16 protein-coding genes are annotated in these 12,641 nt (G+C 71.8%); 6 read left to right on the forward strand and 10 right to left on the reverse strand.

From position 1 onward, the window contains the following. Positions 1–231 precede the first annotated feature (231 nt). From DSZ44_RS07535 to DSZ44_RS18235, 6 genes are all read left to right on the forward strand, one after another. Positions 232–735 carry a hypothetical protein gene (locus DSZ44_RS07535; RefSeq protein ID WP_110852009.1) on the forward strand — a complete coding sequence of 168 codons (504 nt, stop codon included), beginning with the start codon at positions 232–234 and terminating at the stop codon, positions 733–735. Beyond that, on the forward strand, positions 732–1,049 hold the full coding sequence (locus tag DSZ44_RS07540) for a hypothetical protein (RefSeq protein ID WP_110852180.1): 318 nt from the start codon (positions 732–734) through the stop codon (positions 1,047–1,049). The genes DSZ44_RS07535 and DSZ44_RS07540 overlap by 4 nt, the downstream gene beginning before the upstream one ends. Further along, positions 1,046–2,665, forward strand: coding sequence for a sodium/solute symporter (locus DSZ44_RS07545; protein WP_110852010.1), 1,620 nt, complete (start codon positions 1,046–1,048; stop codon positions 2,663–2,665). Before DSZ44_RS07540 ends, DSZ44_RS07545 begins: the two co-directional genes overlap by 4 nt. Then, positions 2,665–3,978: a histidine kinase gene (locus tag DSZ44_RS07550; RefSeq protein ID WP_258369303.1), complete on the forward strand. Its 1,314-nt coding sequence runs from the start codon at positions 2,665–2,667 to the stop codon at positions 3,976–3,978. The genes DSZ44_RS07545 and DSZ44_RS07550 overlap by 1 nt, the downstream gene beginning before the upstream one ends. A 59-nt stretch (positions 3,979–4,037) precedes the next feature. Beyond that, positions 4,038–4,835 carry a LytR/AlgR family response regulator transcription factor gene (locus DSZ44_RS07555; RefSeq protein WP_110852182.1) on the forward strand — a complete coding sequence of 266 codons (798 nt, stop codon included), beginning with the start codon at positions 4,038–4,040 and terminating at the stop codon, positions 4,833–4,835. Positions 4,836–5,340: 505 nt separating this feature from the next. Beyond that, the gene (locus tag DSZ44_RS18235; RefSeq protein ID WP_181424566.1) at positions 5,341–5,493 is read left to right on the forward strand and encodes a hypothetical protein; all 153 of its coding nucleotides are present in this window, start codon (positions 5,341–5,343) and stop codon (positions 5,491–5,493) included. Between the two features lie 200 nt (positions 5,494–5,693). Here DSZ44_RS18235 and DSZ44_RS07560 read toward each other — a convergent pair whose 3' ends face one another. From DSZ44_RS07560 to DSZ44_RS07600, 10 genes are all read right to left on the reverse strand, one after another. Further along, positions 5,694–6,101 carry a hypothetical protein gene (locus tag DSZ44_RS07560; RefSeq protein WP_110852011.1) on the reverse strand — a complete coding sequence of 136 codons (408 nt, stop codon included), beginning with the start codon at positions 6,099–6,101 and terminating at the stop codon, positions 5,694–5,696. After that, the gene (locus DSZ44_RS07565; protein ID WP_146237497.1) at positions 6,098–6,484 is read right to left on the reverse strand and encodes a DUF7718 family protein; all 387 of its coding nucleotides are present in this window, start codon (positions 6,482–6,484) and stop codon (positions 6,098–6,100) included. Before DSZ44_RS07565 ends, DSZ44_RS07560 begins: the two co-directional genes overlap by 4 nt. Positions 6,485–6,701: 217 nt before the next feature. Next, positions 6,702–7,001, reverse strand: coding sequence for a hypothetical protein (locus DSZ44_RS07570; protein WP_110852013.1), 300 nt, complete (start codon positions 6,999–7,001; stop codon positions 6,702–6,704). 10 nt (positions 7,002–7,011) lie between these two features. Further along, entirely contained in the window at positions 7,012–8,346 is a 1,335-nt protein-coding gene (locus DSZ44_RS07575; RefSeq protein ID WP_110852014.1) for a PKD domain-containing protein, read from the reverse strand. A 14-nt stretch (positions 8,347–8,360) separates the two neighbouring features. Beyond that, positions 8,361–9,425: a hypothetical protein gene (locus DSZ44_RS07580; RefSeq protein WP_110852015.1), complete on the reverse strand. Its 1,065-nt coding sequence runs from the start codon at positions 9,423–9,425 to the stop codon at positions 8,361–8,363. Further along, entirely contained in the window at positions 9,422–10,480 is a 1,059-nt protein-coding gene (locus DSZ44_RS07585; RefSeq protein WP_110852016.1) for a hypothetical protein, read from the reverse strand. Before DSZ44_RS07585 ends, DSZ44_RS07580 begins: the two co-directional genes overlap by 4 nt. 147 nt (positions 10,481–10,627) lie before the next feature. Further along, positions 10,628–11,140, reverse strand: coding sequence for a hypothetical protein (locus DSZ44_RS07590; protein ID WP_110852017.1), 513 nt, complete (start codon positions 11,138–11,140; stop codon positions 10,628–10,630). A 4-nt stretch (positions 11,141–11,144) separates the two neighbouring features. Beyond that, positions 11,145–12,137 (reverse strand): hypothetical protein, encoded by a 993-nt coding sequence (locus DSZ44_RS07595; protein ID WP_110852018.1) that lies wholly within the window; start codon positions 12,135–12,137, stop codon positions 11,145–11,147. Next, on the reverse strand, positions 12,137–12,307 hold the full coding sequence (locus DSZ44_RS18240) for a hypothetical protein (protein ID WP_181424567.1): 171 nt from the start codon (positions 12,305–12,307) through the stop codon (positions 12,137–12,139). Before DSZ44_RS18240 ends, DSZ44_RS07595 begins: the two co-directional genes overlap by 1 nt. A gap of 61 nt (positions 12,308–12,368) precedes the next feature. Beyond that, entirely contained in the window at positions 12,369–12,626 is a 258-nt protein-coding gene (locus tag DSZ44_RS07600; protein WP_110852019.1) for a hypothetical protein, read from the reverse strand. Positions 12,627–12,641 lie beyond the last annotated feature (15 nt).

The following is a 12,641-nucleotide window of genomic DNA, read 5'->3' on the forward strand; positions in this document are numbered from 1 at the left end:
GCCCCCAACAAACTCCACGAGCGGGCGCACCACAACGACATGGGCCCTGCGACTTCACGGACGGTGCCGGCGCGTCGCCGGGCGGCGCCTTCCGGGCCGCGAGCGGTCACGGCGTGGCGCGAGGCCCGCTCGTCGGCCCGAGCGGACCGCTCGTCGGGCGGAACGGCCCGCTCGTCCGCCTGGGCGACGGGGGAGGTGACGCGTGAGCCGGGTCACTCCTAGCATGGGCCCATGATGACTACGGCGTCACAGCGGACCATCCCCAAGGGCCTTGCCGGTGTCGCGCTCCGGCTGCGCGAGGGGAAGGCCACCGGGTGGGGGGTCTTCCACCCGGGCAGCTGGTCGATGGCGACCGGCGGGATGATGCTGGTCATCGCCGCGTTCCTGCCCTGGGTGTACGTGAGCCTGACGCAGGGGATCACCGGGGAGGCGTTCGTGCTGCGCGGCACGGACGGGCCAGGGGTCGTCACCCTCGCCCTGGGGTTCCTCGCCTTCGCCGGGGCCTTCGTGCCGCGGCGCAGGCTCGCGATCGTCCACGCGGCCCTCCCCGGAGCCCTGACGGCGCTGATCGTGCTCGCCCAGGCCTGGAACATCGTCAGCGCCTCGGTGCAGACGGCGTGGGGTGCCTTCCTGCCCGGGATGGGGGTCGTGCTCGCCGGTGGCGGGGCCGTGGTCCTGGTCAAGGCCGCCTGGACGATGGCCCGGCAGTGGGCGCAGGCACCGCGCACGGCGTGAGCGGCGATCCGGAGGTCCAGGACACCCCCGCCGAGGTCGACGCCGCCTTCCGCACCCTGCGCCGGATCGCGGTCACCTACTTCATCCTCTTCGTCGTCGTGCTCGCCTCGTTCCCGGTCCTCACGATGACGCTGGGCTGGTGGACCGAGTCGCGGCTCGGGGGCCTCAGCCCCGCCTACCTCACGGCCGCCGTCGGGCTCTACGTCGTGTTCGCCGTGATCGGGATCGCCGCCGCCACCCTCAGCTCCTCGGTCGAGACCCGCATGCTCGGGGGGACACCGGCCGAGCCGGACGCGGTGGCGGAGGAGACGTGAGTCCCACGGCGGTGGTCACCCTGACGGCCGTCGTGGTCGTCGTGCTCGGCGTCTCGGTCGCCACCCGGCCCCGCAGCTCCTCCACGGTGGACTTCTACCTCGCCGGGCAGCGGGTGGGGGTGGTCACCAACTCCTGGGCGATCTGCGGGGACTACCTCTCGGCCGCCTCGTTCCTCGGGGTCGCGGCCGCGGTCTACGTCTCCGGCCTCGACGGCGCCTGGTACGCCGTCGGCTTCGCGGCGGGGTTCGTCCCGGTGCTGCTCTTCGTCGCCGCCCCCCTCCGGCGGTTCGGTGAGTTCTCCCTGGCGGACTTCCTCGGCCGCCGCCTCGAGTCCGACGCCGTGCGGCTCAGCGCCGTCGGCGTGGTCCAGCTGGTCATCCTGTGCTACCTCGTCCCGCAGTCGGTGGGGGGCGGGATCACCTGGGAGCTGCTCGTGGGCCACGGCCTGTTCGGGTTCTCGCCCTACGCGACCGGGGTGCTGCTCTCCACGGCCGTGGTGGCCGTCGTCGTCGCCTACGGCGGGATGCGGGGGACGACCTGGAACCAGGCGGTCCAGTTCCTCCTCCTGTTCTCCGCGCTGCTGTGGCTGGCGGTGACGGTGACGGCGGACGGGTTCCACCTCACCGACGTGGCGCCGCTGGAGACCGTCGGCACCCCGGACGGCCTCGCGGTGGCGGGTGGGCCGGCGGTGCGCGAGGGACGCCTCGGCCAGGTCGCGCTGGTGGTGACGCTGGCGCTGGGGACCGCCGGGCTGCCGCACGTGATGAACCGCTACTTCACCTCGCCCACCGGCCGCGCGGCGCGCACCACCACGCTGTGGGTGCTCGTCCTCGTCGGCGCGTTCTACGCGCTCGCGGTCGTGCTCGGCACCGCGGCCCGGGACGTCATCCCGGCGGCGGTCGCGGAGCACGCGTGGCTCGAGGAGCTCACCGAGGGCGGCGTGCTCCTCGTCCCCGAGCACGCCCTGCCGGTGCTGGGGCGCATCTACGGCGGAGAGGCGGGGCTGGGGCTGGTCGCGGCGGCGGCCCTCATCGCCGCGCTGTCCACCGTGGCGGGCCTGCTCCTGGCCTCCGCGGCGACGTGGGGGCACGACGTGTACGAGCGCTACCTCAACCCACGAGCCACCCAGCGCCAGGCGGTCCGTGCCGGCCGGGTGACCACGCTCGTGGGGGCGTGCCTGGCCGCGGGGCTGGCCGTCCTCATGCGGCCCGACGGCTTCACCCCCACCGCGCCCTCCCTCGTGGCCACCATGGTCACCTGGGCCTTCGCCGTCGCCGGCTCGGCGCTCACCCCCGTGGTGGTGCTGTCCATCTGGTGGCGGGGCATGACCGCCGCTGCCGCGGCGGCGGGGATGCTCACCGGTGCCACGCTGGCCGTCACCCTGTTCATCACCGCCGAGCTCATGCCCGCCTCCCCGGTCCGCGACCTCGTGTCCGCGCCGACCCCGGTCGCAGCGTCGGTGGCCGTCGTCGTCATCGTCCTCGTCTCCCGGCGCTCGGCCCGGCCCGCGGGCACGGGTGCGGCGTGGCTCACCATGCACGGGACGGCGGCGGACCGGCAGGCCGAGCGGCTGGCGCGGATGATGGTGGACCGCGGCCGTGGGCGGCGGCGCTGATGCGGGGCAGCATGGTCCTGGCCGGCGTCGTCGTCGCGGTCTGGGTGGTCCTGTACGTCGTCACCCAGCTGCTCGTCGACCCGCCGCTGACCACGCTGCCCACGGTGGCCGCGGGTGTCGCGGTCACCGTGGCCGTCGTCCTGGGCTACCCCTCGGTGCTGCGCGGCCCGCGCGACGGCGTGTGGGGCCGGGGGACCACCCGGAGCACCGACCCCGAGCGGGGTGTCCGCGACCTCGCAGCCGCCGGCCGTTCGGTCCCGCTGCGCGCCGGGCTCACCCCCGACGCCGCCCGCCGCACCTGCGAGCTCCTTCGCCCGATGCTGTCCGGGGACGCCGTCTCCATCACCGACACCGAGGCCATCCTCGCCTACGTCGGCCCCGGCCAGGACCACCACATCGCCGGGGAGGTGATGCAGACCTCGGCGGCGCCGCGCACCGTGCGGCAGGGCCGCACCCAGGTGGTCCGCGACCGCGCCGGGGTCGGGTGCCGGCAGCCGGACTGCGAGGTGGTCTCCGCCGTCATCGCCCCGCTGCGCATCGGTCAGCGCGTGGTCGGGACCCTGGGGGTGTACCAGGCGCGCACCGACCCCCCGCCCAAGCGGCTCGTGGAGGACATGGCCAACATGCTCTCCCTCCACCTCGAGCTCGCCGAGCTCGACCGGGAGCGGAACCTGGCCACCGACGCGCGTCTGGACGCGCTACGCGCCCAGATCAACCCCCACTTCCTGTTCAACATCCTCAACACCATCGCCTCCAAGGCCCGCACCCGGCCCGAGGAGGCCCGCGAGCTCGTGCTGCGGCTGAGCGAGTTCTTCCGGTACGCCGTGCGCCAGGAGGGGCACTTCGCCGAGTTCGCGCAGGAATACTTCTTCGTCCGCACCTACCTGTCCCTGGAGCAGGCACGCTTCGGGGAACGCCTGGACATCCGGTACGACATCGACCCGCAGGTGCTCACCTCCCGGGTGCCGGTGCTCACCATCCAGCCCCTCGTGGAGAACGCGGTCAAGCACGGGGTGGCCGGCAAGGTCGAGGGCGGCACCGTGCGGCTGCGCGCCCGGGTGGACCCCCTCACCCGGACGGTGTTCATCCGGGTGAGCGACGACGGCGTGGGGATCGACCCGGCGGTGCTCGCCGGGCTCGCGGACCACCGCGGCCAGGGGCACGAGCCCGACGGCACGGGGGCGCACGCGGGCGTGGGCCTGCGGAACATCTTCGAGCGCCTCGACGCGCTCTTCGGGGACCGGTACGACATGCGGATCTCCACGCCGCGGTCCGGGGGGACCGTCGTCGACCTCACGGTCCCGCTGAGGTAGGGAGAAGCAGCAGACCGAGGGCGTCCCCCGTGCGGGCGGCTCGCCCTATGCTGGGCCGGGTGCCGCCCCGTGCCCTCATCGTCGACGACGAGGCTCCCGCCCGCGAGGAGCTGCGCTACCTCCTGCAGGAGATTGGGCCCGTCGCGCAGGGCGCACCGGTCCAGGTGGTGGGGGAGGCGACGAACGGCGAGGAGGCCCTCGTCCTGCTCGGGTCCCTGGAGTACGACCTCGTCCTCCTGGACATCCGCATGCCGGGCCTCACCGGCCTGGAGGTGGCCCGCGCGATCACCGGGCTGGTCCACCGGCCCCAGGTCATCTTCACCACCGCCTACCCGGACCACGCCGTCGACGCCTTCGACCTCGCCGCTGCCGACTACCTCGTCAAGCCCTTCGACGCGGAGCGGCTCAGGCGGGCCGTGGAGCGGGCGCTGTCCGCCGGGCCGGAGCGCACCGGGGAGGACGCCGCGTCCGCCGAGGCGCGGCGGCCGGGGGAGGGGAACGGCGCCGCCGGCCGTGAACCGCCGAACCTCGTGCGCATCCCGGTCCAGAAGGACGGGCGGACCGTCCTCGTCGCGGGGGACGCGATCGTCTACGCGGCCGCCGCCCGCGGGTACGCCTCCCTCAAGCTGCCCGACGAGCGGGTGCTCGTCTCCTTCTCCCTCAACGAGCTCGAGCGACGGCTCCAGGGGCACTTCCTGCGGGTGCACCGGTCCTACCTGGTCAACCTGCGCCACGTCCGCGAGCTCGTGCCGGACTTCCAGGGTGGCCTCGCCCTGGTGATGAACGACCGCCAGCGCAGCCGGGTGGAGGTCTCCCGCCGTCACGCCCGCGAGCTGCGCCGGCGTCTGGGGATCTGAGGCCCGGCCGGCCGCACGCGAAACGGCCCCGGCGAGTGCCGGGGCCGTTCCTCTCGGGGTGAGTGACGGGACTTGAAAGCGTCCAACACTCGCCCGGTTGGGGCCGTAGCTCGCGGAATGTCGCGGGACGGTGGTCGTGCTCGATGCCCTCAGAGTAGGCCGAATGCCCCTCACGCGTTACCTAGGTAACGCCGTGAGTCGCGCTCCCGACGGGGAGCCATGCGCCGATGGCCTGCCGGGCATACAGGAGACGCCGTCCCGGCCGGGTCCGTCGGCCGGGGGGAGCCGTGGGACTCGGGCCGCAGGACGGCGCCTCACCCTCCACCATCGGCACAGCGCGCCGCGACGTGAGTAGTTCACCCCAACCTCCGGAGGGGGGCACCTCCTACGTAGGGCGGAACTTGCTGCCGGTCCCGGCTCTGGCGCCCAGGCCCGGGCTACGTTGGGGTCAGCTGTTGATCGGCGCCACGGGCGGTGGCGTCGGCACCCAACGGGAGGGAACCCCATGGGCAGGCAACCGATCACGTCGACAACCAAGCAGACCGCGACCACGCGCACGTCGTCCTGGCGTGACATCGTCGCTGCACAGTACGAGCTCCAGCAGGCGCGGCTCCGCATCACCATCGAGGACGACGGCGACACCGAAGAGCACCTGTAGGAGTCGCCGGCATCGGCAGGCCGGCGGTGACCTGCGCGCGGCGTGGCGGGATCGGCACCTCGTTGAGCAGCCGCTGCCACTGGTCGCGGTCGGCGTCCCACGCGAGCCGCTCCTGACTCATGCCACCCAGTGTGGACCCCGGGTACGACGAAAGGCCCCGCTCCACCCTGAGTGGGTGGGGCGGGGCCTTGGAGCGTTCGTTACGCGAACACGGCCATGCGGCCGACGTTCATCCGCTCGAACTCCGGGTCGCCGACGCGGAACGTGAAGTGGCTGCCATCGCGGCGCTCGAGGTAGTCAGCGAGCATGCCAATCGTCGACGTCCCACCCACGTGGTCGTCACGCTCGGCGTTGCTCGGATCCCCTGGTGTGAGGGCGAGGTAGCGCAGGCTGTCGCGACCAGGGTGGTAAAGAGCCACCAGGACCGGCGGACGGTGCTTCATCACCTGGTCCATGACGTCCTCGAGGCGATCTTCCTCGAGGACAACGACGATCTGCTCGCCAGACTTGTAGCCGTTCCTCGCATAGAGGCGCCGGACGTCTGGGTCGGCGTAGGCACGGGCAATGGCTCGCCCAGCGCGCAGACGATCGTTGCGATCTCCACTCACTGTCGCCACCTCCTCAGGTTCTCTTCCCACTCATTGAACATCGTCTCGGATGCTTCTGCATAGGCAGCATCCACTACTTCCCACCCGTCTGTGGCAGGAATCGCAACGATCTCTCGTCGCTCGTACACATCCCGACCGCGCCTGTCGTACTGGTGTCGGTGCACCGTGCCGTGGCAGCAATCGATCCTAGCCACGTGAACTTCTTCGCCGTCGTCGCGGACGGACAACTGCATGATCGCGAAGTCCACGATCTTCCCCCGATAGATCGCCATCCGGATGTGCAGGCGATCCGTCTCGGTCAACTCGATCGGCAGCACCTGCACGTCGCACGCCGACTCCGGGGGAGGCTTGTACTGAGCTTCCGGTGTCGTCTGCCCGCTCATGTCTACGAGCCGTCGGCGCGCCGCTCGCGCAGGAATCTTCCCCATCGGCTCCCTATCGTCACTGATGAGGATCGAGGCTAACACTCGCCACCGGGACGGCGGGACCCTCCACGTCCGACATCGTCATCGTGCTGGGCTATCGGCGATCGGTCCCCGAACGCAAGAAAGGGCCCCGCCCCACCCGTGAGGGTGAGGCGGGGCTTCATCGTGCGTGGCGCTACAGCGGGACGAGTTCGGTCGGTCGCCAGACCGAGTCATCGCCGATCGAGTACAGCGACGCGTCGGCGTCGGGAGGCGGCTCCCATGGGGACCCGATGACGCCCAGTGCGCTGATCTGCACCCGAGCCGGCAGCGGGGACCATGGGACGGCGGCGACGGTCAGGGCGGCGATCTGCACCCGCGGCGGCTGAGCCGCACGTGGCGAGCCCACGACCCCGACCATGGCGACCTGCACGACCGCGGGGTAGACGATGGGGTCTCCCATCGCTCCCGCGGCGCTGATCTCAACGGTGGCCATCAGGCTCCCCTCACGCGGCGGTGACCGAGAAGGTGGCGCGGACGCCGGCCTCCCAGTCGGCGGGGGAGATCGCGGCGAGCGCCGACAGCGGGAAGGTCACGTCGACCTGCCCGAAGGTGTCGTAGATGGACACCGGGTCGCTCGTCGCCCGCAGCGTGGCGCCCGTGTAGAGCCGAGCGACCACGCTGGCCGAGCCCGCGTTGAGCGCGCGGGCCCGGAGGCGGAGCTGCACGGGCTGGTCGGGCACGGACATCGGCGGGAGGCGCACGTCGAGGATCTGGTTGGTCGGGTTCTCGCTCGACGTGATGAGGGTGGCGTCGTCGCTGTCGGACAGGACGTCGAGGACCGTGCCCCCGGTGGGCGCCCACCCGGTCGAGGCGTTGACCGCCGCGAACGGGAGGTAGGTGAGGGTGCGGAGCACGGTGAGCGTGAGGGTGTCGCTCGCCGTGCCGCTGCCGTCCGTCACCGTGCAGCGCAGCTCGTAGACGCCGGGGGTGCTCCCGGGGTCGAAGGTCGCGTTCGGCGCCGTCGGGTCGACGAACGTCCCACCGCCGGACGGGCCCGACACGATGGTCCAGGCGAAGGTCTTCGTGCCCGTGCCGCCCGTCGCGGAGGCCGAGAGCTGGACGGGGGCGTCGACGTTGATGGTGCGGTCGGCACCCACGTCGACGGCCAGGGGCTGCGGTCCCTCGCCCTGCACGATCGTGGCCGTGAGCTGGACGAGGGTGGTGCTGCTGTTGCCTGCCGCGAGGTCCCACGCGGGCCCGGTTGTCTCCGGGGACGCGCCGACGACACGGAACGCGGAGACGGAGTGGACGCCCGACGCCTTGTGGTTCCCGATCTCGACGAAGCCCGTCCCCTGGAGGATGAGGGTGCGGTTGGTGACGCCCGTGCTACCGGCACCGACGACGAGAGCGCCAGCCGGCGCCTCGACGGTTCGGGCCGGGTAGGTGGTGGCGTCGGCCGAGACACCCGGGTTGCTGGCCCCGATCTTGAGGGACGAGGGGACACCGGCGAACTCGTAGACGTGGAGGTGGATCTGGCTCGTGCCGGGCACGGTCGCGGTCACCGAGGTCACGCCGCCGGCCGGGGCGGTCCGGACCGCGACCGCCAGGCGGGTCGAGGAACTCTCACTGCCCGCGAGGGGCGAGATGTCCCAGGTCCCGCCGTGGCTGTCGGTGACGGTCACCGGGGGGTTCGGCCCGGGGGTCGTGGTCGGTCGCACCGCGACGACCGCGACCAGGCCAGAGCCGGCGGCCGCGGGCACCGCCGTGTTCGTGCTCGAGATGAAGCCGCTGGATCCGGCGGTGACAAGCGGCCACGCGCGGGTGGGGACGATAGCCATGGGGAGGCTCTCCTCTACTGGTCGTTGAAGGGCAGGAGCTCGCCTGCCAGGTAGGTCCGCTCGTTGCTGGCGCTGCCGGGCTGCACCGTGAAGGTCTGCAGCGCTCGGTTCCCTGAGCGGACGTTGCCGTCGACGCCCCACGGGATGTTCCCGGAGGTGAGGCCGAACTGGTAGCCGCCGTACCAGTAGTTATCGAGGATCTTGAGGTCGTAGGGCTCGAGCGTCGACCCGTCCCCCATCCCGAGGATCATCCCGTAGGACGGAGAGGCCTGCGGGGAGATCACCCGGCCGTCGGGCATGGTGATGGTCCCGCCGACGATGTTGCCCTCGTAGGTGACCGAGTGCATGAACCCCTGGTCGAGGTACATCCCGAGGTTGGAGCTCGAGGAGTCGGTGAGCAGGTTGCGGCGAGCGATGCCGTGGGCACCCATGAACCGGATGCCGGAGGCGTGCCCGCCCGGGGGGTGACCGAAGTCGTGGAAGAAGTTGTACTCGGCCACGCACCGGTTCTCGAGGCGGCCCCCGGTGATCGTCCCGAAGACGTCGTTGTGGCGGACCGTCACGGCGGTGGAGTCGGTGAGGGCCGGGCGCAGCATGAAGGGTGCCGCCTCCGTGTTGCTCGCCGCGACGGTGCAGAACTCCACCACGCACCCGGTGAAGGTCGTTCCCGTCGTCGGGTAGAGCTGAACGGCGTAGATCGTCGTCGGGGACGGCACGATGCGGCACCGGCGGATGGTCACGTTGTTGTGCCGGATCCGGAAGCGGCTCGCGACCTTCCCCTCGATGACCTCGCCGTCGTACTGGCTGTCAATCCCAGCCCCCGTGCCGGTGAGGTCCTGGACCTGCAGCGGCATGTCGAACGGGTCGGCCGGGTTGATGCCGTCGTGGCCGCTGTAGGCCTCGTACCAGAGCACGGCCTGGGTGACGTCCATCGCGTCGACAGCGGCCTGCCACGACGCCGGCGCCGGGGGCGGATCCTCCGGGTCGGGGTCGGGTGGCGGGGTGGCGACGTAGGGGATCAGCGGCTGCCCCCGTGCCGCCCAGCCGAGGTCCTCGGCGAGGTAGAGCAGCGCGGTCACTGGAGCGCTCCCGGGGCCCAGTAGTCCTTACCCGGCAGGCAAGTGGGCGGCACGGGCGGCTGGGCGCCGCCCCGGAAGATGAAGTTGATGTCGGTGCGCGAGCTGGGTCGCTGCGCGGGCCACGCGGTGCCGTTCCACGCGACCGAGAAGGTCGAGCCGGTGGGGACGTCGTCGTAGTCGACGGGCCCGCCGCCGCCGGCGGGCGGGTCCGTCCACTCGAGGTCGTGGTTGAGCACCGTCTTCTTTCGGAGCACCTGGCCCTGCAGTCCACCGGTGGGCACGGCGGCTGCCGCTGCCGCTGCCGCGATCGCCGACCGAGCTGCGGCCTGGGTCGTGCCTGCGGCGACGACGGGGGGCTTGCCGGTGAGGCCGTCCCACGTGGCCTTGACCGCGTCGGGGTTCTGCTCGATGAAGGTCTCGACGGCGGTCGCGACCTGGGCGGGGCCGACGTCGCCGACGACGTTGCCGTCCGCGTCGACGACCTTGCCGTCGTCGTTCAGCGGGGCGATGCCGCCGGGCGACCCCTTCTCCGTCAGGATCGCTTCGACCTGACGGATGGCGTACTCGTTGACGACCCACCGCTCGACCGGCGTGGGCGACATCGCCGCGTGCTCACGCACCCACATGGGGTTCTCGCGCGTGAACTCCTCGGTGACGTGGAGGTTCTGGATCTGGCCGATGGCCTGCACGCCGCCGGTCAGGCGGTACGTCACCGTCCACACGCCCGTGATGAGGGCGTGCGGGGACACCTTCCCGGTCTGGTCCGAGACGAGCAGTCCCTTGAGCTGGGACTTCGTCATCCCCGCGGGTAGCTCGGTGCCGGGCGGCTCGTCGTCGCCCTGGTGGATGTGGAAGACGTGGTCCTCGCGCAGGACCGTGGTCTTGCCCTCGCCGGCGGCCATGACCTTCACCGCGGGCGTGAACGTGACGGTGCCCTGCGCGGGGATGCCGTCGGGCAGGTCGTCGCTGTCGCGGTCGGTGTCCATGACCCCACGCAGGATCCGGTCAGCGACGTACCCGTAGGTGACGTCAGGGGGCAGCGCGGTCGGGCTCATCGTGCTCCAATCGGGGTCGTCTCAGCGGCGTGCACGGGCGCGTTCCTGCCGGTCCTCACGCTCGTGCTGGTCCTCGCAGCGCTCCCACGCCCGCAGGGAGCCGTAGCTGCGCCCGCAGCTGCACACGTGCTTGGACATCGGACTCGGTCAGTCCGTGTGGGGCGGGTAGCCGTCGTCGTCGTCCGGGCGCACGATGCTCGCGGACGTACTCGAGCCGCCGTAGTAGATGCCGTGACCGCCGTGGTCGACGCGCAGGTTGGTGACGGAGAACGAGCCGTCGGTGTTCCTGGTCGCGGGCACGGGCTGCGTGTTCGGCACGACGCCGACAGCGAGCGCGCCGATGCCGGCGAGGAGGACGAGGAGCCACTGTGCGGGGGCGACGTGGCCCTCGACGAGGAACGGCACCAGAGCCTGCAGGGCGGTACCCAGGACGGCGACGACGGCCTTCGCGTACTGCCGCCACCCCTCGGGGGCGTTGGGCACCCAGTAGACCGCGACGGCGGTCAGGAACGCGAGACCGACGTTCGCGAGCTCGACGGAGTCCACGACGGTGTCGGTGAGCGCCGCTGACAGGACGGTGACGACGGCGACGAGGGTCGCGACGATGGCCTTCGAGTACCGCGAGGGCAGCTCGACGGGCTCGAACGGGGTAGTGGTCATGAGGTCATGCCTCCTGGGGGTTGGCGGCGTCAGCGAAGACGCTGCGGACGGCGTCCTTCACGACCTCGCTGCTGATCGAGCCCTCGAGCTTCTCGGCGAGCTCCTCCGCGAGCGCCGCGGCGAGGGTGTCGGTGTTGACGGGCGCGCCGACCCGCGCGGCGATGCCGGGCAGGGCGGCGTTGGTGGCTGCTGCGGCGTGGTAGCCGAAGCGGGCCAGGGAGAAGAGCGAGAACTTCTCGCTCTTGGTCGTGTAGTTCGCGACGGCGTCGGCGACGAGACCCGGCAGGGTCTCCTTGATGTCCGCGTGGATGTTCTCGATCCAGCGGTTGATCTCGTCCATCTGTGCCTTGGTGGTCACGTCGTCCTCCTGGACGGTCGGGGTGGTGCCGCGGCGTGCGGCCTTGATCTCGGCGATGCCGTCGGCCCGGGAGTAGCCACGGCGGTCGGACTTGCGGCCCTTGGGTCGTGCCCAGGTCGAGTGCTCCATGTGGGCGTCGTCGGTGACGCGGCCGCCGTGACGCTCGGACAGCCAGTCGATGATTCCGGCGTTGGCGGCGCCCATCTTGGCGCGGAAGCCCGGGGGCCAGTCCGCGTCGTCGAGGCCGCCCTCGAACTCGGTGCCCCACGTGTAGTAGCGGCCGTCGTCGCGGGGGATGGTGATGCCGTCGACGGTGATCGGTCCGCCCGGGCCGGGGTGGTTCGCCAGGCCCATCGTGATGATGCGGTAGACGCCGTCGAAGCCCATGTAGCCGTTGCAAAGCGGGCCGGGCACGTCGGGGCGGCCCTTCTTCACCAGGAACAGCAGCGGGGTGGTGCCCTGTGAGCGCCGGGAGACGACGTGGTGGGACATCTCGGCGCGGTGCCAGTCGTGGCCCCAGTAGCCGGAGTCACCGGCGCCGCGCTGTAGCTCGATCGACACCTTCACGCCGTGGCGCTCGAGGTGCTTCTTGAGGCGACGGGCCTCGGCGACGGCCTGGTCCTTGGTCAGCCAGCCCATCAGTCCAGGCCTCCGTTGTCGTCGTCGTCGTCCGGGTCGATCGCGACGCCGAGCTCGTTGCCGGCGGCGACCTCCTCGGGCGTGGGCTCGAGCTCGGCGAGCTCGGGCGCGAAGGTGCCGCTCTTGGGCGGCGTGTCGAGCACGGGCAGCTCGACGGGGGTGTCGCTCACAGGGGTTTCTCCTCACATGCGTGAGCCCCGCGCGAAGGCGGGGCTCGGAGTGGGCTGGGGTCTACTGCGGTGGAGCGGTGCGGGACGGCCACGTCGGCATGTCGTCGTAGTCGACGCCGTGGTCGGCGAGCATCTGCCGGGTCTCGTGGAGTGCCTCCTCGAGGCGGCGGCGCTGCCGGGCCTCCGCGTCGCGCTGCTCCCATGCGGTCTGCTCGTCCTGGATGCGTCCCTTGCGGCGGTCCAGGAGCCGATCGACGAGCTTCGTCAAGATGGTGCCGAGGCCGAATGCTGTCGCGAGGACCGCGATCTCTCCGAGCACGAGCTACCCCCGTAG

It is taken from the genome of Georgenia satyanarayanai (assembly GCF_900116375.1).
Classification (GTDB): domain Bacteria; phylum Actinomycetota; class Actinomycetes; order Actinomycetales; family Actinomycetaceae; genus Oceanitalea; species Oceanitalea nanhaiensis.

What these genes read in the sequence shown, in the direction of transcription:
- DSZ44_RS07585 (WP_110852016.1), bottom strand. Translation starts at nt 10,480, where the DNA reads ATGAGCCCGACCGCGCTGCCCCCTGACGTCACCTACGGGTACGTCGCT.
- DSZ44_RS07595 (WP_110852018.1), bottom strand. Translation starts at nt 12,137, where the DNA reads ATGGGCTGGCTGACCAAGGACCAGGCCGTCGCCGAGGCCCGTCGCCTC.
- DSZ44_RS07590 (WP_110852017.1), bottom strand. Translation starts at nt 11,140, where the DNA reads ATGACCACTACCCCGTTCGAGCCCGTCGAGCTGCCCTCGCGGTACTCG.
- DSZ44_RS07535 (WP_110852009.1), top strand. Translation starts at nt 232, where the DNA reads ATGATGACTACGGCGTCACAGCGGACCATCCCCAAGGGCCTTGCCGGT.
- DSZ44_RS18235 (WP_181424566.1), top strand. Translation starts at nt 5,341, where the DNA reads ATGGGCAGGCAACCGATCACGTCGACAACCAAGCAGACCGCGACCACG.
- DSZ44_RS07575 (WP_110852014.1), bottom strand. Translation starts at nt 8,346, where the DNA reads ATGGCTATCGTCCCCACCCGCGCGTGGCCGCTTGTCACCGCCGGATCC.
- DSZ44_RS07565 (WP_146237497.1), bottom strand. Translation starts at nt 6,484, where the DNA reads ATGAGCGGGCAGACGACACCGGAAGCTCAGTACAAGCCTCCCCCGGAG.
- DSZ44_RS07550 (WP_258369303.1), top strand. Translation starts at nt 2,665, where the DNA reads ATGCGGGGCAGCATGGTCCTGGCCGGCGTCGTCGTCGCGGTCTGGGTG.
- DSZ44_RS07570 (WP_110852013.1), bottom strand. Translation starts at nt 7,001, where the DNA reads ATGGCCACCGTTGAGATCAGCGCCGCGGGAGCGATGGGAGACCCCATC.